This window comes from Pseudosporangium ferrugineum, assembly GCF_003002065.1.
Classification (GTDB): Bacteria; Actinomycetota; Actinomycetes; order Mycobacteriales; family Micromonosporaceae; genus Actinoplanes; species Actinoplanes ferrugineus_A.
The window spans coordinates 338053-358224 of the sequence record NZ_PVZG01000001.1 but is presented as its reverse complement, the minus strand read 5'-3'; the positions used below and the strand labels follow the sequence as shown (position 1 = coordinate 358224).

At 73.6% G+C, this 20172-nt stretch carries 18 protein-coding genes and 1 riboswitch; of the genes, 9 read left to right on the top strand and 9 right to left on the bottom strand.

Features of this window, described 5'->3' with window-relative positions; all coding sequences use genetic code 11:
• Positions 1-77 precede the first annotated feature (77 nt).
• Positions 78-1982: a carboxypeptidase-like regulatory domain-containing protein gene (locus tag CLV70_RS01595; RefSeq protein ID WP_106124499.1), complete on the top strand. Its 1905-nt coding sequence runs from the start codon at positions 78-80 to the stop codon at positions 1980-1982.
• Between the two features lie 16 nt (positions 1983-1998).
• On the opposite strand, the gene CLV70_RS01590 is transcribed toward CLV70_RS01595, so the two are convergent.
• The 3 genes from CLV70_RS01590 to CLV70_RS01580 form a co-directional block, all read right to left on the bottom strand.
• Positions 1999-3951, bottom strand: coding sequence for a right-handed parallel beta-helix repeat-containing protein (locus CLV70_RS01590; RefSeq protein ID WP_245907953.1), 1953 nt, complete (start codon positions 3949-3951; stop codon positions 1999-2001).
• A 152-nt stretch (positions 3952-4103) separates the two neighbouring features.
• Complete coding sequence (locus tag CLV70_RS01585; protein WP_106124497.1) at positions 4104-4490, bottom strand: DUF2255 family protein; 387 nt, start codon at positions 4488-4490, stop codon at positions 4104-4106.
• 61 nt (positions 4491-4551) lie between these two features.
• Positions 4552-5274: an SDR family NAD(P)-dependent oxidoreductase gene (locus CLV70_RS01580; protein ID WP_106124985.1), complete on the bottom strand. Its 723-nt coding sequence runs from the start codon at positions 5272-5274 to the stop codon at positions 4552-4554.
• A gap of 95 nt (positions 5275-5369) precedes the next feature.
• Between CLV70_RS01580 and CLV70_RS01575 the strand changes: the two genes are divergently transcribed.
• Positions 5370-6206: a LysR family transcriptional regulator gene (locus tag CLV70_RS01575; RefSeq protein WP_106124496.1), complete on the top strand. Its 837-nt coding sequence runs from the start codon at positions 5370-5372 to the stop codon at positions 6204-6206.
• Between the two features lie 82 nt (positions 6207-6288).
• Here CLV70_RS01575 and dacB read toward each other — a convergent pair whose 3' ends face one another.
• Complete coding sequence (gene dacB, locus CLV70_RS01570; protein ID WP_106124495.1) at positions 6289-7890, bottom strand: D-alanyl-D-alanine carboxypeptidase/D-alanyl-D-alanine endopeptidase; 1602 nt, start codon at positions 7888-7890, stop codon at positions 6289-6291.
• Positions 7891-8396: 506 nt separating this feature from the next.
• Between dacB and CLV70_RS01565 the strand changes: the two genes are divergently transcribed.
• Positions 8397-9269 carry an NAD(P)-dependent oxidoreductase gene (locus CLV70_RS01565; RefSeq protein WP_106124494.1) on the top strand — a complete coding sequence of 291 codons (873 nt, stop codon included), beginning with the start codon at positions 8397-8399 and terminating at the stop codon, positions 9267-9269.
• Between the two features lie 22 nt (positions 9270-9291).
• On the opposite strand, the gene CLV70_RS01560 is transcribed toward CLV70_RS01565, so the two are convergent.
• The 4 genes from CLV70_RS01560 to CLV70_RS01545 all read right to left on the bottom strand — a co-directional run bounded on the left by CLV70_RS01560 (position 9292) and on the right by CLV70_RS01545 (position 13119).
• Complete coding sequence (locus tag CLV70_RS01560; RefSeq protein ID WP_106124493.1) at positions 9292-9840, bottom strand: hypothetical protein; 549 nt, start codon at positions 9838-9840, stop codon at positions 9292-9294.
• Between the two features lie 73 nt (positions 9841-9913).
• A complete protein-coding gene (locus CLV70_RS01555) occupies positions 9914-10852 on the bottom strand; it encodes an RICIN domain-containing protein (protein ID WP_106124492.1) in 939 nt (312 codons plus the stop codon).
• Positions 10853-10951: 99 nt separating this feature from the next.
• Complete coding sequence (locus tag CLV70_RS01550) at positions 10952-11461, bottom strand: hypothetical protein (RefSeq protein WP_106124491.1); 510 nt, start codon at positions 11459-11461, stop codon at positions 10952-10954.
• Positions 11458-13119 carry a serine/threonine protein kinase gene (locus CLV70_RS01545; RefSeq protein WP_245907952.1) on the bottom strand — a complete coding sequence of 554 codons (1662 nt, stop codon included), beginning with the start codon at positions 13117-13119 and terminating at the stop codon, positions 11458-11460. The genes CLV70_RS01550 and CLV70_RS01545 overlap by 4 nt, the downstream gene beginning before the upstream one ends.
• A gap of 103 nt (positions 13120-13222) precedes the next feature.
• On the opposite strand from CLV70_RS01545, the gene CLV70_RS01540 reads away from it, so the two are divergent.
• From CLV70_RS01540 to CLV70_RS01520, 5 genes are all read left to right on the top strand, one after another.
• Positions 13223-13972: a GNAT family N-acetyltransferase gene (locus CLV70_RS01540; RefSeq protein ID WP_106124490.1), complete on the top strand. Its 750-nt coding sequence runs from the start codon at positions 13223-13225 to the stop codon at positions 13970-13972.
• Positions 13969-15075 carry an o-succinylbenzoate synthase gene (gene menC / locus CLV70_RS01535; RefSeq protein WP_106124489.1) on the top strand — a complete coding sequence of 369 codons (1107 nt, stop codon included), beginning with the start codon at positions 13969-13971 and terminating at the stop codon, positions 15073-15075. Before CLV70_RS01540 ends, menC begins: the two co-directional genes overlap by 4 nt.
• Positions 15076-15127: 52 nt before the next feature.
• Positions 15128-15508 (top strand): DUF2064 domain-containing protein, encoded by a 381-nt coding sequence (locus CLV70_RS01530; RefSeq protein ID WP_106124488.1) that lies wholly within the window; start codon positions 15128-15130, stop codon positions 15506-15508.
• A gap of 37 nt (positions 15509-15545) precedes the next feature.
• Positions 15546-17126: a PucR family transcriptional regulator gene (locus tag CLV70_RS01525; RefSeq protein WP_106124487.1), complete on the top strand. Its 1581-nt coding sequence runs from the start codon at positions 15546-15548 to the stop codon at positions 17124-17126.
• A gap of 110 nt (positions 17127-17236) precedes the next feature.
• A riboswitch (cyclic di-AMP (ydaO/yuaA leader) is annotated at positions 17237-17418 on the top strand.
• Positions 17418-18056 carry a LysM peptidoglycan-binding domain-containing protein gene (locus CLV70_RS01520; protein WP_106124486.1) on the top strand — a complete coding sequence of 213 codons (639 nt, stop codon included), beginning with the start codon at positions 17418-17420 and terminating at the stop codon, positions 18054-18056. (Overlaps the previous riboswitch by 1 nt.)
• An 88-nt stretch (positions 18057-18144) precedes the next feature.
• Here the strand turns inward: CLV70_RS01520 and CLV70_RS01515 are convergent, their stop codons facing one another.
• On the bottom strand, positions 18145-19167 hold the full coding sequence (locus CLV70_RS01515) for a LacI family DNA-binding transcriptional regulator (RefSeq protein WP_106124983.1): 1023 nt from the start codon (positions 19165-19167) through the stop codon (positions 18145-18147).
• A gap of 126 nt (positions 19168-19293) precedes the next feature.
• Between CLV70_RS01515 and CLV70_RS01510 the strand changes: the two genes are divergently transcribed.
• The gene (locus tag CLV70_RS01510; protein WP_245907951.1) at positions 19294-20169 is read left to right on the top strand and encodes a carbohydrate ABC transporter permease; all 876 of its coding nucleotides are present in this window, start codon (positions 19294-19296) and stop codon (positions 20167-20169) included.
• The last annotated feature ends 3 nt before the right edge of the window (positions 20170-20172 follow it).

Sequence of the window (20172 nt, the reverse complement as noted above, 5' to 3'; positions counted from 1 at the left end):
ACCGTCGCGGGCCGCCGAACGCGGGGCCGCCCGGCACTACTCAGCCGCAGGACGAACCGGAGTGGATCTCCCGGGCGGTGCTGACGCTCGACGGCGCCGCCCCGGACCGGTTCAACGCGGCCGGCACCGCCTTCTCCGTGCGCTCCTCCTGCCCGACCCTGGCCCCGGACACGGTCATCGTGTACGCCGACGGCGCCGCCGTCGCCGCCACCGTGTCCAGTGACGCGATCTCGGTCACCGGCGGAGTGCCCACCGGCCGGCACACCGTCGAGGTGCTCGGCCAGGACGTGTACGGCTTCACCGTCCGATTCGCCCAGACCCTGTGGTTCGGTGACGGGGAGCTGAGCGTCACGGTGCACACCCCCGGTGGGCAACCCGCCGGGGGCGCCGCGGTCCGGGCCGTGCTCGCCGACGACAGCTCCGTCACCGCCGCCGCGACGACGGACAGCGCCGGGCAGGCCACCTTCACCCACCTGCCCGACCGCACCTTCGAGCTGACCGCGACGGCGCCCGGGAACCTGGTCGGGTCCGTGCCGGCGACCATTCCCGACTCGCCGGTCACCCTGACGCTGGCCGCGCCGATGACGCCCAGCCCGATCGACAACAACGACTTCGCCGGCGGCACGGCCGACGGATGGGAGGTCGGCACCGCGCCGGTGGAGATCGTCCCGCACGTCGAAGGGCCACTCGGCGGCCCGGCCGTCGCGCAGACCAGGACCGGAACCGCCGCCGGCGCACGCGGGACACGGGCCGCGAAGGCCCAGTTGCCCGCCCCGAAGGCGCGGGCAGCCGCGGCCGACTTCGACCTGCAGCTGAACACGGCCGGAGAGGGCGAGCAGCGCATCGGCCGCGCGTTCAAGGTGGAACCCGGGTACAGGAGTGTGGTCGTCAGGTACCGGTTCGTCACCACCGAGGTGCCCGGCGGCTTCTTCGGCACCAAGTACAACGACTACTTCTCCATCGACGCCCGTACGCTCGCCGGTGGCACCATCCACGCCGGCAACAGCATGAACGGCCTCGGGCTGTGGGCCTTCGACGCGGCCGGCGCCACCGCGTGGTACACCGTGGAGATGCCGGTCGAGGAGACCGGCGACGAGGTGCAGTTCTTCCTCGGCGTCGCCAACGTGGCCGACGGCCTGTTCCCGTCCGCCGTCGTGGTCGACCTGGTGCAGAAGAAGAAGCTGACGATCTCCGCGCTGTCGCTGAACGACATCGACAACAGCGCGCTGCAACGGATGAGCGTGTCCGCACACGGATACTTCGGCGGCGTCACCCGCGTCCACGGCTCCCTGACCGTCGAGGGCGACGAGGACGACACGCTGCAGGAGCTGACCCTGGAGGTGGTGCAGGCCGGCGCGGTGGTCGCCACGGGGACGCTCGAACCGGGCCTCACCGGCACCCTGTACCGGCGGTTCGGTGACACGGAGACCATCGAGCTGGCGGCGGTGCAACTGCTGTTCCGGGTCCCGGCCGCCGACGTGGCCGCCGGTGACCAGGTGTCACTTCGGGTCCGGGCGCGCTCTGCCGGTGACACCGCGCAGAAGGACTTCGGCGCGGTGCAGAAGCTGGAGCGCTACGCCGCCGGCAACCGGTACGGCGGGCGCGACGAGGCCGTCGGCGGCGACGACTGGGTGCGTCCCGGGGTGCGTACGTTCATGACCGGCATCGGAGCTGTGACTTGGGGCGATATGTCGAACATGCACGGCGGCACGTTCGCGCCGCACCAGACCCACCAGGTCGGGCACAGCGCCGACGGCTGGTTCGCCGGCTACAACGCCCGCAACGCCGCCACCGCGGCCACGGTCGTCGCCCAGCTGAACGCGAACGGCCTGCGGATCACCCAGGTGTACGTGACGTTCACGCCGGCGTTCCAGGCGGCGATCCAGGGTGTCGTGCTCACCGACGGGCGGCAGGCGGTCAACGTCATCCGCAACGTCGCCGGGCACGACACCCACTTCCACTGGGAGATGACCGAGGCGTGAGAGGTGGTCCGGGGCGTTACCAGATGCGTACGCGGGACGTCCCGGACCTCAGCGCCGCCACCGGGCCCGGGGCAGCCGTCTCGCCGGCGGTCCGGCGTTCGCCGGTAAGGTCCAGGTCGATGACCGCCGGGGTGCCGTCCGGCTCCTCGAACTCGGCGTCGGCGAAGCGGACCCTGGGCAGGTCACGGCCGCCGACCGGGCCGACCCGGGCGGCGTCGAAGCCGGCCGGGAGGTTCGTCTCGAGGTAGACCGTGTCGTTCTCCTCGACGACCGAGACGCTCGCGTCGCCGAGGACGTGCGGGCCGGGCTCGGCGGCGAACGGGCGGGCGCCGGCGGCGTACACGTTGTCGCGGGCGTAGACCGGCTGGAGGACGTCGAGGTAACGCTGGTGGTCGCCCGGCGGCTGGGCGTCGATGCGGGCCAGGTACTCCTCGAAGGAGGCCGGGTACGCGTCGAAGCCGGCCAGGCCGTACCCCGGGGCCGCCTCGCCGTGGCCGCCCTCCGGGCCGTACGCCGCGGTGAGGTCGCCGCCGAGGAAGATGTTGCCGAGGTAGCGGTCGTCGCCGCCGCGGATCACCGCGTAGCCGGCCACCTGGGTGCTGTGCGGGCGGTGGTACGGCGTGGCGCGGTCCATCACCGGCTCGAAGCGCAGCGTGCCGGCGAACAGGTTGCCGACGAACGCGCCGCCCTGGCTGAACGACTCGAACGACGCCCGGGACGCGAGCACGTTGTGGTCGACCAGGTAGGGGCCGTGGCTGACCTCGATGAACAGGTCCCGGTTGTTGCGGTAGAAGATGTTGCGGGTGACGCGGGTGCCCTGGGTCTCCCAGTCGAGCCAGGTGCCCAGCGAGCAGTCGTGGATGCGGTTGTGCCGGATCACCACGTCGATGGCCGCGTGCAGCTTGATGCCGCCGATCTCGTAGCCGTAGAACTCGCGCTTGATGGCGATGTTGTAGATGTGGTTGTCCTCGATGGTGGAGAAGACGCACCCGAGGTGGCCGACGATGCCGTTCTGCCCGCAGTCGTAGATCGTGTTGCGGCGGATGACGTGCGAGCCGATGTGCTCGCGGTCCCAGCCGATCTGGCGCGCGGAGAACACCGATTCGAGCTGGTACTGGTAACCGGGCTTGTCGCCGCGCTCGGTGGCGTAGTTGTGCCCGGTCGACGCCTCCTTGCCGATCGAGATCGCCGAGCACTTCGCGTCGTGGATGACGTTGTCCTCGATGATCCAGCCCTTGGCCCAGTTGGGGCCGATCAGGCCGGGCTGGTCGGCGGTCGGCGGGGTCCACGGCGAGGCGGCCTGGGCCAGTTCGAAGCCGCGCACGGTGATGTAGTCCAGGTGCGGCACGAGCGGGTAGAACACCGACCGGCGTACGTTGATCTCGGCGAGTTCGGCGTTGGGGTCGGCACCCTGGAAGTTCGCCCAGATCGTGGTCTCGGCGGCGCCCACCTCGGCGTACCAGACGAGCCGGGTCTGCTCGGGGTCCCGGACGGTGTCGTCGACGGTGGTCCAGTCGTCGAGCACCTCGGTGCGCAGCGGCGGGTCGTCCAGCTCGGCCCGGCCGGCGACCTCGTAGAAGCTGCGGCCGTTGAGGTAGACGTCGCCGAGGTGCTTGTGCGGCGCACCCTCGGCGTAGACGATCCAGTCGCCGGCGACCTCCTCGGCGAACGGGTTGAAGTCGCCGAACAGCGTGTTCGGCACGACCGCGCGCCAGACCGTGCCGCCGTCGGACTCCCAGCCGGTGATCCGCTCGGAGCCCTTGATCACGACGTGCTCGCCGTCGGCGGCGGTGTAGGTGATCCGGCGGGTGTCGCTGAGGCCGCCGCGCCGGGGCGTCACCCACTCCCGGTACTCCCCGGCGTGCACCACGACCGTGTCTCCCGGCCGGGCCTCGGCGGCCGCGCGGTTGATCGTGCGGAACGGCCGCTCGGCCGTGCCGTCGGCATCGTCGGCACCGGAGGTCGACACGTGAAGAACAAAAGTCATGATCGGCAAAGCCCTTCTGCGTACGGCGGGAGCCGCGGAGGGGGAGACCCGGCCAACGTAATCTTCCGAAACATTCGGTGTCAACGCCGATACATTCCGAAACATTTGCGTACGCTCTCGGCAGCGTCGACGTGCTACTCCGGCCGGAGTCGCAACGTGGTGGCGGCGGCCTCGGGCGTCACCATCGGGCCCACCGCCCCGGCGCCGTACCGCCCGTATTTCGCGCGGTAGGCGGCGTCGATCGCGGTGCGCAGCCCGTCCGGTCCCGCCCCGGCCTCCTCGACCGTAACCTCTGCATCGAGTCCCGGTACGCGGATCGCCGCCCTTCCCGTTTCCCGCACGTGACCGAACCAGCCGGTGTCCCGCCGGTACCACGTCCGTACGTACACCTCGCCCCCGGTCGTCACGACCCAGATCGGCAGCCGGCGCCGCAGGGTGCCGTCGGCGCGCCGGGCCGCGATGAGCAGCTCGCCGGCGACGTCGATCCGGCGCAGGTCCGCCGGGCTCCAGGCCGCGGTCATGACGCCGCGCCCCGCGCACCCGCCCCGCCGCGAACCGGCCGCGCGGGATGCCACGCTCCGCTCACCAGGGCACGGGGCCGGCGGCGTCGAACAGGCCGCCGGTCGGGCCGTCGTCGGGCAGGGTGGCGAGCCGGATGGCGGGACGGGCGCCCTCGGCGGGGGTGCTGGTGCCCGTGAAGCCGTTCAGGTCCGTGGCGACGTACCCGGGGCAGGCGCTGTTGATCTTGATCGTGTCACCGAGTTCCTTGGCGTACTGGATCGTGACCGCGTTGAGGAACGTCTTCGACGGCGAGTACGCGCCGCTCACCCCGCCGAGGTCGACGCCCGGCGTGGTCTGCAGGGTCAGGGAGCCGACGTGGCTGGACTGGTTGACGATGCGCGGGTGCGCCGAGCGGCGCAGCAGCGGCAGCATCGCGTTGATGACCCGGACCACGCCGATCACGTTCGTCTCCACCACCGCCCGCAGGACGGCCAGGCTGACCGCGGTCGGCTCGTCCGGCCACGCCCCGGCGATGCCCGCGTTGTTGACCAGCACGTCCAGCCGCCCGGCCCGCTCCTCGAGCAGCGCCGCGGCGGCGGCCACGCTCGCGTCGCCGGTCACGTCGAGCGGCACCCCGAACGCGTCGGCTCCCGCCGCGCGCAGCTTCGCCACGGCGTCCTCGCGGCGCCGGTCGTCGCGGGCGCCCACCCCGACCCGCCACCCCAGCGCGCCGAGGCCGGCCGCAATCTCGTACCCGATGCCCTTGTTCGCGCCGGTGACCAGCGCGATCGTCGTCTCACTCATGCCGTCGATCGTGGTCGCGGCACGGCCGCGGACCAACACCGAACGGGCCGGGCAACGATACCCGGGCGGTATCGATCCGGCGGTAGGCTCGACCGGTGGACACCCGGGAGCTCAGCTACTTCGTCGCGGCCGCCGAGGAACTGCACTTCGGCCGCGCCGCGCAGCGCCTGGGCATCACCCAGCCGCCGCTGTCGCGCGCGATCGGCCGCCTCGAACGGCGGCTCGGGGTGGCGCTGCTGCACCGCACCAGCCGCCGGGTGACGCTCACCGACGCCGGAGCGGTGCTGCTGGCCGAGGCCCGCCCGATCCTCGCCGCCCTCGCCGCGGCCGAACGCCACACCCGGCGGGCCGGCACGAGCGGGCCCGGGCTCGTCCTGGCCACCAAGGCCGGCGCGTCGGGCGAACTGCTGGCGAAGCTGCTGGACGCGTACGCCGCCGAGCCCGGCGCCGTCCCCGTCGACCTGGCGCTCTGCGAATCCCAGCCCCAGCGGCTGCTGCACGACGGCCGGGCCGACGTGGCGCTGCTGCACCAGCCCTTCGACCCCGTCGCCGGCCTCGACACCGAGATCCTGCACACCGAGGGCCAGGTCGCCATCGTGCCGTCCGGGCACCCCGTCGCCGTCCGGGCCGAGCTGCGCACGGCGGACGTCAGCGACCTTCCGGACCTGCCGCTGGCCCGCTGGCCGGGCCCGGACGGCGCCTACCCCGACGGCCCCGGCGCGGAGGTCCGCAACCAGACGCAGCTCTTCCAGCTGATCGCGCTCGGCCGCACCGCGGTGATCATGCCCGAGTCCTCCGGCGCCGGCCTGCCTGAGGGACTCACCGCGGTGCCTATCGTCGACGCGCCCGCCGTGACGACCGTGATCGCCTGGCCGCCGCACAGCCGCTCCCGCGCGCTGGCCCTGCTCGTCCGGGTGGCGACCCGCTTCTGAGGACGGTCCGGGCGGCGACCCGCCTCCGGGAACGCGAACGCCGCCCGGGAGCGTCTCCCGGGCGGCGTCGGATGCCGTGCGATCAGCAGGCGTTCGGCACCCACGAGCACTCGACGTCCTCGCCGTTGCGCTTGACGACGTGGCGGGGGACCGTCGGCAGCTCGGCCGTCCGGCGGGAGGCCGCCTGCGGGCCGCCGGTGCTCGCGATGGCGACGGCCGCGGTGTCCAGGAGGTCCGCGACGTTGGACTGCGCGGCGTTCGAGATCGACGAGAAGAGCAGCTTGCGGCCCGACCGGTCGGTGACGTAGCCGGACAGCGCGTTGACGCCGGTGAGAGTGCCGGTCTTGCCGTGCAGGTTGTTCTCGGCCGGCGTGCCCTTCATGCGGCTGGCCAGGGTGCCGCCGACGAGCGGGGCCGGGTTGCCGGCGATGGGCAGCGCGGCGTACCAGGTGGCGAACCACGGGCGGGACTGGGCCGCCTGCAGCAGCGTGGCGATCTGGGCGGTGGTCAGCCAGTCGCGGCGGCTCAGGCCCGAGCCGTCACCCATGGTGATCTTCCCGGTGTCGACGCCGATGGCCTTCAGCGCGGCGGTGGAGGCGGCCAGCCCGGTGCTCCAGCTGCCGGCGGAACCCGGCGTCCTCGCCCGGCCCATCGCCTTGGTCAGCAGCTCGGCGTGGCCGTTGTTGGGCAGCTTCAGGAAGTACGGCAGCAGCTGGCTGAGCGGGATCGACGCGTGGTCGGTGATCGTCTTCGCGCTGCTCGGGGTCGCCCCGGTGGTGGTGGCACCGACCACCGTCACGCCGTGGCGCTTCAGGGCGTCACGGAACACGCCGGCCGCCACCTGGGTCGGGCTCAGCACCGACACCAGGCTGGTCTTCGCGGCCCCGCCGAGCGGCACGGAGCCGGACACGGTGATGGTGTTCGTGCCGTGCGCGCGGGTCGCGGAGACGGTGTTGGCCGAGCCCGACGCGCCGGTGACCGTGTTGTTGACGACCTTGAGGACCGAGTTGGCCGGCGTGAGCGTGACGGCCCCCGCCTTGTTGGCGGCGCTGCCCGGCTTGGTCACCACGGCGACGGCCCCGGAGTTGAAGTTGCCGTCCGCGGCGACGGTCAGCGCGGAGATCGGCGCCGTGTCCGCGTACGTCTCGTCCTGCCACGACCAGTCCAGGCCCAGCGGCGTACGGTCGAACCAGGTGTCGTCGGCGACCAGCGAACCGGTGAACTTGGTGATCCCGGCCCGGTTGACCGCGGTGGCGATCGCGTCGAACTGCGCGTACGTGAGGGTGGGGTCGCCCTGGCCCTTCAGATACAGGTTGCCGGAGACGGTCTTGCCGCTCTTGGTGCCGGAGTAGCGCGCGTACGTGTGGAACTTGTACCCGGTCCCGAGCACCTCGAGCGCCGCGGCCGACGTCATGAGCTTCTCGTTCGACGCCGGAATGACCCGCTGCTCGGCGTTGTGCGAATAGATCACCGCCCCGCTGGTCGCGTCCCGCACCTGCAACCCCGTGGTCGAACCGGCCAGCCGGGAGTTGGCGAGCACCTGGTCCAGCGTGGCGACCAGGGCGGTGTCCGACGCACCGCCGGTCTCGGCGGACGCGGTACCGACGGCCAGCGCCGTACCGGTGACGGCGACGGCGACCACCGCCAGGCCCGGGACCAGCGGCAGCTTGAGCACTTTACGCATGAGGTCTCTGCTCTGTTCTCGTCAGGAAGTCCGAAAGGGGGCGGCACATCCTCGCACGATCCGGCCGCCCGGTGGGGGCACGACGACCGGCCATACGGGCACGCCGAGAGCGGACCATACGGACCCGCCCTCCCGCGGGCGCGCTATCGCTCCGTGCCCGGCCCGCACTCGCCGGGGAACAGGTCCGCCCGGCTCCAGCCGGACCGTCGCGCCCCCGACCGGCAGGACCGTCGCGCCGTCGTACGCCCGGCCGGTCAGGCTCGTGAGGCTCCGGACCTCGAAACTGTCCACCGCCCAGGTGCAGGCATGCGTCTCTCCACTCCGGAATGTCTGGTAACGAGGAGTATCACTGGATCTCCCCCGTTTGGCCAGCGCGTACCGTGCCGTGCGAAAGGAGGACGGACGATGGCCGCCGGCGTCCCGAGGGCCGGCCCGCACGCGTTTTTGAGCCGCGGTCGCCGGATTGGCACGTGGCCGGTGGGGCAGCGGGCGGTTACGGTACGGCCATGGCGTACGGCAAGATCGTCGGGTTTCTCGGTCTGGGGGTCATGGGGGAGCCCATGGCGCTGAACCTGGCGCGGGCCGGCACCCCGCTGGTGGTGTGGAGCCGCCGGACGCAGCGGTGTGCGGGGGTGGCCGAGCACGGGGCGATCGTCGCCGGTAGCCCGGGTGAGGTGCTGGAACGGGCCGGGATCGTGCTGGTCATGCTGGCCGGCGGGGCGGCGATCGACGCGGTGCTGGGGCGGGGGACGCCCGCGTTCGAGGGGGTCGCGGGGCGGCTGATCGTGCACATGGGTACGACGTCGCCCGAGTATTCGCAGGGGCTGGGGGCCGATGTGGCCGCCGCCGGCGGGCGGTACGTCGAGGCGCCCATGTCCGGGTCGCGCCGGCCGGCCGAGGCCGGGCAGCTGGTCGCCATGCTCGCCGGGGACCCCGCCGACGTCGGTGCGGTACGGCCGGTGCTCGCGCCGATGGTGCGCGAGACGGTCGAGTGCGGGCCGGTGCCGCAGGCGCTGCTCATGAAGCTGGCCGTCAACCTGTACCTGATCAGCATGGTGACCGGGCTGGCGGAGGCGTACCACTTCGCCGCGCGGCAGGGGCTGGACCTGGAGCGGCTCACCGCGGTGCTGGACGCCGGGCCGATGGCCAGCGACGTGTCCCGGGTGAAGGCGGCGAAGCTGCTCGGCCGGGAGTTCTCCGTGCAAGCCTCGCTGCGGGATGTGCTCATGAACAACGACCTGATCGCCGCGTCCGCCCGCGCCGCCGGGATCGCCTCGCCCGTGCTGGACGCCTGCCGCGCCCTGTACGCCGAGGCCGTCGCCCTGGGCCACGGCGACGAGGACATGGCCGCGGTGATCCGGGCGCTCGAAGCCCGCTGACGGCGGTGACCGGAAGGGAGGGTCAGCGGCCTGTCCGCAGGACCCGCCCGGTCGTGCCGTAGCTGACGCTGAGGGACCAGCCGGTCGCCGTGGACACCCGGCGGAGCCGGAGGATCGTGGTGCCGCGCGGTTCGGGGCAGGGGTCGCCGACCGCCGGCGGGACGGAGGTGCCGGAGATTCCCGCGTACGGGCCGGTGATCCGGAAGCCGGTCGTGCGGCGGCTGCGCTCGTAGCCGGCCGGCGCGTCGCGGCGCGGCTCGCGGACCACGCGGTCGGCCAGCTCGTAGCGGCCGAACTCGCGGTCGTGCCGCACCGGGAACGTCCCCTTGCCGCAGGAGACGGAGTACGTGTCCCGGGTCCAGAAGTCGTGGCTGAAGGTCAGGGCGCCGGCGCGTGCGGTCAGCGTCGCGTCGCTCCAGCCGAACGCCTTGCGGACGTCCGCGGCGCCGGCGAAGCCGGTCTTGGTCCTCGGGTCGTACCGCACCGCCGCCGCGGCCGGAGTGGCGTATCCGATCCCGGCGGCGAGGCTGGCACCGGCGGCGGTGAGCTGGACAGTACGGCGCGACAGCATGGTGATCGGACTCCTGAGCGTTGACCTCGGGTTGGCTACCGGGACCAACGATCATCACGGGCGGACGGCTCGCTCAGGGCAGCGTCCAGCGCTGGTCGGCGCCGCCGGTGCAGTCGGCGACGCGGGTGTTGGCGCCCGGCGTGCCCGGGTCGCTCAGGCAGCGCCCGGTGGCCGGGTTGACCAGGGAACCGCCCGGGCCCGCCCGCCATTGCGCGCTCTGCCGGCCGTCGCAGCCGGTGGAGCGGACCTCGCCGTCGTCGGTGACCTGCGCGCAGCGGCCGGAGACCCGCAGGGTGCCGTCGGCGGCGAGGGTGAAGGTCTGAGCGGTGAAGCCGGTGCAGCCGGCGACCTGCACCGGGCTGCCGTCGATGCCCAGCAGCCCGCCGAGGGACAGGCAGCGGCCGCCCGCGGACGCGATCGTCCCGGTGCGGTCGGCGGCGGGCGGGGGCGCCAGGGTGGCCGAGGGCGGGCGGGGCGATCCCGGCCCGGTCGGCGCCGGCTGGTCCCGGGGTCCGTCGCCGGTGCCGGCCGCGGCGGAGGTTGTGGTCCGGCTGGGCGGCCGGGAGGTGGCGCGGCTGCCGCGGGCGGACGCGGCGGACTGGCGGACCGCCCCGGCGGAGGCCACGCCCGTACCGGCCGGGCCGGCCGCGGTGGGCAGGGGGAGGGTGGGGCCGGCCTCGGTGAGGCGGCGGGGCGGCGGGTCGTCCCCGGCCGCGAGGAAGAGCGCGCCGGCGCCGGCGAACGCCAGCACGGCGACCCCGCCCAGGACGATCAGGCGCTGCCGGAGCAGGGCGGATCTGCGGCCGGTTGCCTGCTGGGGCACGTACGGTTGCACCTTCGGGCCGGCGGCGGGCGGCTGCTCGTCCCCGGCCGGGGCCGGCTCGGGCCAGGTCTCCTCGGGCCGGTCGTCGTGCCCGGCGGGTGCGGCGCCGCCCGGCTCGGTCCTGATGTACGGCCTGACCAGCACGGGGTCCTGTCGCCCGCCGAACTCGTCGTCCTGCCTGTCAGCCATCGGTGTCCCTGCCTCGGTGGTACGCGGGGCGCGCAGCGCCGACCGGTACGTCAAGATACGCGAGCCACGGGCGCGGAGATCATCGCGCCGGTCCTTTTTTCACGGCGTGTAGACCTCGGCCATCTGCACGACGGTCCCGTCCCGGGTGCGCAGCCTCACGAGCAGGTCACCGCTGTTCTTCAGCAGGGCGCTGAACTGCGTCTCGGTCAGCCGGCAGGTGCCCGCCATGCTCTTGTCGTCCAGGCAGTCCGGGTCGCCGCCGTTCATGGTGAGCAGGCGTGCCCCGGCGTCGACGGGCAGGGTCACCTTCGTCTTGCTGTCCTCGGTGGTCCATTCGAGGTTGCACCGGGGGTCGGACTCCGGCAGGGCGAACGCCGTACAGAAGTCGGGGCCCTGCATGAAGATCGTCGGCTCGACCACCACCGACCGGGCCCGCGGCTCGTAGGCCCGCAGCCGCACCACCGAGTCGGTGTCGCCGCGGCTCACGTCGGCGAACGTGGGCCGCGGCGAGCCGGTGGGCGCGGCCGAGGACGGAGCGGGCTGCGGCTCTCCGGTCGAGGTGCACGCCGCGAGCAGGGCGAGGGCGACGAGGGGCAGCAACCGCTTCACAGGGATCGGATCTCCGCATCGGCGAACAGGACCGTGCCGGTGCCCTGGTAGGGGTCGTTGGTCACGCCGAGCTCGACCCGGCCGGCGACCAGGGAGGGGTCGGTGATCGGCGCCTGCAGGACCGGCCGGTCGCCGAGCGACACGGTGGCCACCTGGCCGCGCAGGTCGATCCGGACGCGGTGCCGGGCGCCCGGGGCGAAGTCGCCGGTCGCCAGCTTCGCCAGCAGGGTCTCGTCGTTGTCGTCGACGAGGCTGAGCTCCAGCGCACCCGGGCAGGCCGAGAGCACGTAGCCGCTGCGTCCGGTGTAGCGGAACCGGATCAGCGCGCAGCTGCCCGGGTCCACCACGGTCACGTCGGCGGCGATGCTCTGGTCCCCGGCGAAGCTGTCGTCCGGGCCGGGGCACTCGTACGTGCCGCTGTCCCCGGTGCGGATCCGCAGCCCGTTCTTGGTGAACACGCACGATCCGGAGCTGTCGTCGGTGACCGTCTGCCACTGGCCGGGCCGGTCCAGCGGGTCGATCACGGACGGGCCGCGGACCTGGCGCGGCGCGGGCGGTGCCACGGAGAACTCGGCCAGGACCTGCCCGCGTGAGGTGTCCCGGGTGGCGGCGTACACGGCGCCCGCGGTGCCCACGGCCGCCGCGGCGGCGCCGGCGGCGAGCCAGGGGATCAGCCTGCGGCGGCGTGGGGCAGGCGGTCCGGTGAGCGTACGGGTGGTCCGGCGGTACGGCTGGTCGCCGGTCGAGTGCCGCCCCGAGTGCTGCACCGCCTCGGCCGCCTGCCGCAGCTCGGGCCGCTGGGCGAGGGACGGGCCGGCGGCGAGGAGCATGTCGAGCAGTTCGTGCGCGGTGGGCCGCTCGGCCGGGTCCTTCGCCAGCGTGAGGGCCACCAGGTCGCGCAGCGGCTCGGGCAGCGCGGACAGCTCCGGCGGCTGGGTGAGGATCCGCGCGGCGGTCGCGGCGGGGGAGTCGGCGGCGAAGGGCGTACGGCCGGTGCCCGCGTACGTGACGACGGCGCCCCAGGCGAACACGTCGGCGGCGGGGCCCGTGGCGCGGCTGTCGGAGTCGAACCGCTCCGGGGCCATGTACGCGACCGTCCCCACCATCTGGTCGGTGCGGGTGTGCGCGCTGGTCACCTCGAGCGCGCGGGCGATGCCGAAGTCGATGACCTTCGGGGTGCCCAGGGAGAAGAGCACGTTGCGCGGCTTGAGGTCGCGGTGGATGACCCCGGCGCCGTGGATCGCCGCGATGGCGGTGGCCACCCCGATCGCCACGCTGTGCAGGTTGCCGCCTCCGAGCGGGCCCTGTTCCTGGACGACCTCGGCGAGGCTGGGCCCGTCGACGTACTCGACGACCAGGTACGGCGTCGGGTGCTCGGGGTCGGCGTCCAGCACCGCGGCGGTGCAGAACGGCGGGACCTGGCGGGCGCGGTTGACCTCGCTGCGGAAACGGGCGCGGAACTCGTCCTCGTACGCGAACTCGGGCCTGATGACCTTGACCGCCACCAGCCGGTCGTCGGCGCCGCGGGCGAGATAGACGGCCCCCATGCCGCCCTCGCCCAGCCGTGACAGCAGTTCGTACCCGCCCAGTCGCCGTGGGTCATTAGGGCGGAGCGGCTTGGTCACCGCGACGTCGTCCGTGCTGAGACGCGGGAGCACATGAGCTGGAACACTACCTCTCGGTGGCATCCGACGAAGTCCGGCCCCGGTTCTGGTGCCGCGTCACGAAGACCACGAGGGTGCGCGCGGGCAAGCTGGGGTCATGAGCGTGCAGGTGCGTACGGTGACCGGACTCGCCGAGCTGGCCGTCGTCGACCGCCTGTTCGGCGAGATCTGGCAGGGTGATCCCGGAAGTCCGGTGCTCTCCGTCGAGCTGCTGCGCGCGCTCGCGAAGGCGGGGAATTACGTGGCGGGGGCGTACGACGGTGACAGGTTGCTCGGCGCGTGCGTCGGCTTCTTCGGCGCCCCGGTGGACCGCGAGCTGCACAGCCACATCGCCGGGGTGGCGCCCGCGGCGGCCGGGCGGCACATCGGGTACGCGCTCAAGCAGCACCAGCGCACCTGGGCCCTCGAGCGCGGCGCCACCGCGATCAGCTGGACGTACGATCCGCTGGTCGCCCGCAACGCCTACTTCAACCTGGCCAAGCTCGGCGCGGTCCCGCACGAGTACCTGCCGGACTTCTACGGCGCGATGCACGACCGGATCAACGGCGACGACGCCTCGGACCGGCTGCTCGTGCGCTGGGACCTGCATCGGCCCGCGCCGGGGCGCGAGGACCTCGACGGCGCGGTGGTCGCCCTCGACCGCTCCGGCACGCCCGGCAGCCTCGCCGGTGGCAAGCTGCTGGTCGCCGTGCCGCAGGACATCGAGGCCCTGCGCGCCCACGATCCCGGCGCGGCGAAGCAGTGGCGCCTCGCCGTCCGCGACACCCTGTCCACCCTGCTCGCCGCCGGCGCCCGGATCACCGGGTTCGACCGCGCCGGCTGGTACGTCCTGAGGAGACCCTCGTGAAGCTGGAAGGCATCGAGCTGCGCCGCGTCGCCATGCCGCTGGTGTCGCCGTTCCGCACCTCGTTCGGCACCGAGACGACCCGCGACGTCCTGCTCCTGCGGGTGGTGACCGACGCCGCCGAGGGCTGGGGCGAGTGCGTGGCGATGGCCGATCCGCTCTACTCGCCGGAGTACACCGAGGCCGCCGCCGACGTGCTGCGCCGCCATCTGATCCCGGCGCTCGCCGCGGCGCCGCGGCTGGACGCGTACGCGGTCGGGCCGGCGCTGGCGTCCTTCAAGGGACACCGGATGGCGAAGGCGGCCCTGGAGACCGCGGTCCTCGACGCCGAGCTGCGCGCCGAGGGCCGGTCGTTCGCCCGCGAGCTGGGCGCCGTCCGCGAGCGTGTGCCGTGCGGGGTGTCCGTCGGCATCATGAGCTCGATCGGCGAGCTGCTCGACGCGGTCGGCGGCTACCTCGACGCGGGCTACCTGCGGATCAAGCTGAAGATCGAGCCGGGCTGGGACGTCGAGCCGGTCCGCGCGGTCCGCGAGCGCTTCGGCGACGACGTGCTGCTCCAGGTGGACGCGAACACGGCGTACACGCTGGCCGACGCCCGGCACCTGGCCCGCCTCGACCCGTTCGGGCTGCTGCTGATCGAGCAGCCGCTGGAGGAGGAGGACGTCGTCGGGCACGCCGAGCTGGCCCGGATGATCGCCACGCCGGTGTGCCTGGACGAGTCGATCACCTCGGCCCGGACCGCGGCGGCGGCCATCACGCTGGGCGCCTGCTCGGTGGTCAACATCAAGCCCGGCCGGGTCGGCGGCTACCTGGAGGCGCGGCGGATCCACGACCTGTGCGCGGCGCACGGCGTGCCGGTCTGGTGCGGCGGGATGCTGGAGAGCGGCCTGGGCCGGGCGGCCAACGTGGCGCTCGCCGCGCTGCCCGGCTTCACCCTGCCCGGCGACACCTCGGCCTCGGACCGCTACTTCGCCACCGACCTCACCGAGCCGTTCGTGCTCGAGGACGGCCACCTGACCGTGCCGTCCGGCCCGGGGCTGGGCGTGGCGCCGCTGGCCGGCGTCCTGGATTCGGTCACCACGGGTACGGAGTGGATCCCGCTGTGATTTTCCGGCGGAAGCGGGCAACCTTCCGGGCCCTCCGGGTCACTCAGGGAGCATGACTTGTCAATTCCGGGCGGGCCCCGGCGGGCCGCGGAGCTTCGCGGGGCGGCGGCCGTACCGCTGCGATCCGGGCCGTGCGCGGGCCCTCCGGCAGGCCCGCCGCGCCGCGGACGCCCGGCACGAGGACCCGTTCCTGATGATCGCGATGGACACGCCCCAGGTGACGCCGGAGTTGCTCGGCGACGCCTACGACCTGCTGCGCAGCTTCGACGCGGTGATCGGGCCGACCACCGACGGCGGGTGGTACGCGTTCGGCCTGCGCGAGCCGTCCCGGGGCGCCGACCTGGAGACGCTGACCGACTCGAACGCGCTGACCCTGGCCGCGCTCCGGCTGGGGCTGCGCGTCGCCCTGCTGCCCACCCTCCCGGCGGGTTAGCGCGGGTCCGCCGGGCCGCCCTCGCTACGTTTACGCCATGAGGCTGGGGCGGGTTCTCGACGATCTCGGTGCCACGCTGCTCACGCTCGTGCACGGCGAGCCGCGGGCGGACGAGCTCGGCGGCGTGACGATCCACGATCCGCTCGAGGACGGCGCGGCGCCGCGGCACGCGTTGGTGCTCGGCGTCGGGGTCCGGGAACCGGCGGAGACCGTCGCGCTGCTGCGCCAGCTCGGCAGGGCGGGCGCAGCCGGGCTGGTCCTGCGGGCGCCGGTGCCGTCCGGCCCGGCGGTGGCCGCGGCGGCCCGCGAGTCCGGGGTGGCGGTGCTGGCGCTGACGGCGGGCGCGTCGTGGACCCAGCTCGCCGCGATGCTCCGGGCCATGCTGGCCGAGGGCGACGTCGGCGGCGCCGGCCCGGAGACCCTCGGCGGCATCCCTTCCGGCGACCTGTTCGCGCTGGCCAACGCCGTCGCGGCGCTGATCGACGCGCCGGTGACCATCGAGGACCGGGCCTCGCGGGTGCTGGCGTTCTCCGGGCGGCAGGACGAGGCCGACCCGGGCCGGGTGGCGACCGTGCTGGGCCGCCAGGTGCCCGAGCGCTACGCCCGTTCGCTGACCGCCTCCGGCGTCTTCCGGAAGCTGTACGCCTCCGACGAGCCGCTGTTCATCGACTCCCTCGACCTCGGCGGTGAGGAGTTCGTCCCGCGCGTCGCGGTTGCCGTACGGGCCGGTGACGAGGTGCTGGGCTCGATCTGGGCGGCCGTGCGCAAGCCGCTGAGCACCGAGCGGACCCAGGCGCTGCGCGACGCCGCCCGGCTGGTGGCCCTGCACCTGCTGCGGGTGCGCGCGGGCGCGGACGTCGAGCGGCGGCTGCGGGCCGACCTGCTCGGCACGGCCCTCGAGGGCGGCCCCGGCGCGCGCGACGCCCTGGGCCGGCTAGGTCTCGCCGGGCAGCCGGTCGTCGTGCTGGCCCTCGCGCCGGTGGCGGGCCCGGTCGACGCGGCGTCGCTGACCGAGCGGCAGCGGCTGAGCGACGCGTTCGCCCTGCATCTGAGCGCGATGCACCCCCGCTGCGCGGCCGCGCTGCTGGGCGACGTGGCGTACGGCCTGCTGCCGGCCGAGGACGAGCAGCGGGCGGTGCGGATCGCGGAGGACTTCCTGGAGCGGGTCGGTGACCGGACGCCCGCGGCGGTGGGGGTGGGTCCGCCGGCGGCCGACGGCGCCGGGCTGGCGGGGGCGCGGGCCGGTGCCGACCGGGCCCTGCGGGTGCTGCGGGCCGGGCGCGGCTCCGGGCGGCGCGTCGCGACCCTGGCGGACGTCCAGGTGGAGGCGCTGCTGCTCGACCTGCGCGACCTGGTCACCGCCCGGGGGGACCGGCCCGGCGGGCCGGTGGGGCGGTTGATCGCGTACGACGACCGGCACCACGCCAAGCTGCTGGAGACGCTGCGGGCCTGGCTGGAGGCGTTCGGCGACGTCGCGGCCGCCGCCGCGGCCGTGCACGTGCACCCCAACACGTTCCGTTACCGGCTGCGCCGGGTGGCCGAGGTGGGCGGACTCGACCTGGCGGATCCGGACGCCCGTTTTGCGGCGATGATCCAGCTTCGGGTGATCGCCGAATGAAGATCAATCCGGTCGCAAAGGTGTAAACAACGTCACCTTCGGGTCCGTTTGTTTGCCGCCCGCCCTCCGGTGGTGGTTACCGTCGGCCGGGTCCGCTGACGCGGGCCCCGCGGTCGGTAACGCCGAATCCTGCCGCCGACCGGGCCGGGACCTCAATCGACAGGCATGGAGCGGGGGACCCACAGGTTCCACGGCGCGCAAGCCGCGCGCCTCGGGGTGAAGCCGCCACGCGCGGCCGGGCTCCTCGGCCCGAACCCGACAGCTGACCTCGCAGGCGTGGAGGTTTCTTTCATGGCACAGATCCGCAAGCAGTCCCTGCGCGCCCTCGGCCTGGTGGTCGCGGGAGCGGCCGGCACCGTCGCCCTCATGGCCCCGGCGTCCGCGGCCTCAGCGAAGTCCGGTGTGAACTGGGACGCCGTCGCGCAGTGCGAGTCCGGCGGCAACTGGAGCATCAACACCGGCAACGGCTACTACGGCGGCCTGCAGTTCAGCCGCAGCACGTGGAAGGCGTACGGCGGTGGCAAGTACGCGAGCACGGCGAACAAGGCCAGCCGCGCGCAGCAGATCCGCATCGCCGAGAGGGTGCTCGACGGTCAGGGCATCGGTGCCTGGCCGGTGTGCGGCAAGAAGGCGGGCTCGACGAAGTCCTACTCGGGCCGCAACACGTCCGGCTCCACGGCGAAGTCGCACAAGTCGTCGTCGCACAGGTCCTCGTCGAAGTCGTCGCGGACCACGACGCACCGGAGCGCGCCGAAGGTCACCGCGAAGGCGACCGGCGCGACGTACACCGTGCGGCCGGGGGACACCCTGGCGAAGATCGCGAGCGCCGAGCACGTCAAGGGCGGCTGGCGCGCGCTGTACCAGCTCAACCGCGGAGTGGTCGGCACCGACCCGAACCTGATCTTCCCGGGTCAGCGCCTGGCCGTCTGACGGCCCGCCCGGCCGTCCTCCGGGGCGGCCGGGCCCCGCAGCCGTGCCTCGTGCCCCGCGGCGGAACCTCGGCTCGCGGCCGGGCGCCTCAGCCCGGCGGCGGGGCGGTGCTGCCGCGGATGACGAGCCGGGTCGGTACCAGCTCGGTGCCGGCGTGGCCGGGCTCGTGGCGCAGCTGCCGCAGCAGGCCGTCCACGCACCGCCGGCCGACCTCGGCGAAGTCCTGGTGGATCGTGGTCAGCGGCGGGAAGAACGCGCCGGAGTCGGGCAGGTCGTCGAAGCCGACGACGCTCACGTTCCCCGGGATGGTGCGCCCCCGCTCGTGGAAGGCGCGCATCACGCCCAGCGCCATCTGGTCGTTCGCCGCGAACACGGCCGTGCATGACGGCTCGCCGGCCAGCACCAGCCCGGCGCGGTAGCCCGACTCGGCCGACCAGTCGCCGCGCTGCACCGGGGGGACCGGGCGGCCGGCCGCCTCCAGGGTGGACCGCCACGCGTGGGCGCGGCGCTCGCTCGCGAAGGACTCCGCGGGCCCGGTCACGTGCCAGACCGTCGGGTGGCCCAGCCCGAGCAGGTGCTCGGTGGCCTGGCGGGCGCCGTCGGCCTGGTCGGTGTCGACCACCGGGTAGCGCTCGCCGGCGTCCGAGTCGACGACCACCACCTGGACGCCCGGCGGCAGCGTCAGGTCGGCCGCGTCCAGCAGGTGCACTTCCATGATCACGATGACGCCGTCGACGGCCAGCTCGCCGAGCCGGGTGAAGGCGCCCAGCACGCCGTCCTGGGTGGGCACGGCGACCGGGATCAGGGTGATCGCGTACCCCTCCCGGGCCGCGTGCCCCGCGATCGCCTCGACCGTGCGGCTGTTGCCCGTGGTCGCGAGCGTGAAGAGGATGACGCCGAGGGTGCGGAATTCGCCGCGCTTGAGCGCCCGGGCCGCGCTGTTCGGGCGGTAGCCGAGCTGCTGCATGGCGTCGAGCACCTGACGGCGGGTGGCCTCGACGACGCCGGGGTGCCCGTTGGAGACCCGGGAGACCGTCTGGGCCGACACCCCTGCGACGCGGGCCACGTCGGCCATCGACACCCCGGGGCGGCGCCTCGCGCCAGCGGTCATGGGCGGCGACTCCTTCTTGACGCGTACGGAAGCCATGTTTACGTTAACATCACGCCCGTCACCGTCTCGACATGTTCACCCGAGCCGGCACGCCGGTCGATGTTTACGCAAACGCGAGGGGGCCGGGTGGCCGGGACACGCAGGCGGCGCTCCTGGGCGGGCTGGCAGTTCGTCGCCCCGTTCGTGGCCGTGTTCGCGTTCGTCTTCCTCGCGCCCATCGGCTACTCGATCCACCTCAGCCTCTACCGCACCCGGCTGATCGGCGGCACCTCGTTCGCCGGCCTGGACAACTACCGGCAGGCGCTCGGCGACCCGAACTTCTGGTCCGCGTTGGGCCGGGTGTCGCTGTTCCTCGCCGTCCAGGTGCCGATCATGCTGTTCCTGGCCCTGCTGGTGGCGCTCGCGATCGACAGCGGACGACTGCACGGCAAGGCGTTCTTCCGGGTGGCGATCTTCCTTCCGTACGCCGTACCCGCGGTGGTCGCGACCCTGATGTGGGGCTTCATGTACGGCTCCCGCTTCGGGCTGATCGGCGGCCTCAACGACGCGCTCGGCCTGAGCCTGCCGGACCCGCTGTCGCCCGGCCTGATCCTCGCCTCGATCGGCAACATCGTCACCTGGGAGTTCGTCGGCTACAACATGCTGATCTTCTACTCCGCGCTGCGGGTGGTGCCGGCCTCGCTCTACGAGTCGGCCGAGATCGACGGCGCGGGGCAGTTCCGGATCGTCACGGCGATCAAGCTGCCCGCCCTGCGCGGCGCGCTCGTGATCGCCACCATCTTCTCGATCATCGGCAGCTTCCAGCTCTTCAACGAGCCCAGCATCCTGCAGAAGCTCGCCCCCAACGCGATCACCACCCACTTCACCCCCAACCTGTACGCGTACGCGCTGTCCTTCTCCGGCCAGCAGTACAACTACGCCGCCGCCGTGGCCATCGTCATGGGCGTGATCACGATGGTCATCGCCTACGCGGTCCAGCTGCGCGGCACGAAGGAGCGCTGAGCC

Excerpts from the sequence above, each read along its gene's own strand:
- CLV70_RS01520 (WP_106124486.1), top strand. The coding sequence starts at position 17,418 with ATGGCACAGATCCGCAAGCAGTCCCTGCGCGCCCTCGGCCTGGTGGTC.
- CLV70_RS01580 (WP_106124985.1), bottom strand. The coding sequence starts at position 5,274 with ATGAGTGAGACGACGATCGCGCTGGTCACCGGCGCGAACAAGGGCATC.
- CLV70_RS01560 (WP_106124493.1), bottom strand. The coding sequence starts at position 9,840 with ATGCTGTCGCGCCGTACTGTCCAGCTCACCGCCGCCGGTGCCAGCCTC.
- CLV70_RS01525 (WP_106124487.1), top strand. The coding sequence starts at position 15,546 with ATGAGGCTGGGGCGGGTTCTCGACGATCTCGGTGCCACGCTGCTCACG.
- CLV70_RS01555 (WP_106124492.1), bottom strand. The coding sequence starts at position 10,852 with ATGGCTGACAGGCAGGACGACGAGTTCGGCGGGCGACAGGACCCCGTG.
- CLV70_RS01530 (WP_106124488.1), top strand. The coding sequence starts at position 15,128 with ATGACTTGTCAATTCCGGGCGGGCCCCGGCGGGCCGCGGAGCTTCGCG.
- CLV70_RS01540 (WP_106124490.1), top strand. The coding sequence starts at position 13,223 with ATGAGCGTGCAGGTGCGTACGGTGACCGGACTCGCCGAGCTGGCCGTC.
- CLV70_RS01565 (WP_106124494.1), top strand. The coding sequence starts at position 8,397 with ATGGCGTACGGCAAGATCGTCGGGTTTCTCGGTCTGGGGGTCATGGGG.
- dacB (WP_106124495.1), bottom strand. The coding sequence starts at position 7,890 with ATGCGTAAAGTGCTCAAGCTGCCGCTGGTCCCGGGCCTGGCGGTGGTC.
- CLV70_RS01585 (WP_106124497.1), bottom strand. The coding sequence starts at position 4,490 with ATGACCGCGGCCTGGAGCCCGGCGGACCTGCGCCGGATCGACGTCGCC.
- CLV70_RS01515 (WP_106124983.1), bottom strand. The coding sequence starts at position 19,167 with ATGACCGCTGGCGCGAGGCGCCGCCCCGGGGTGTCGATGGCCGACGTG.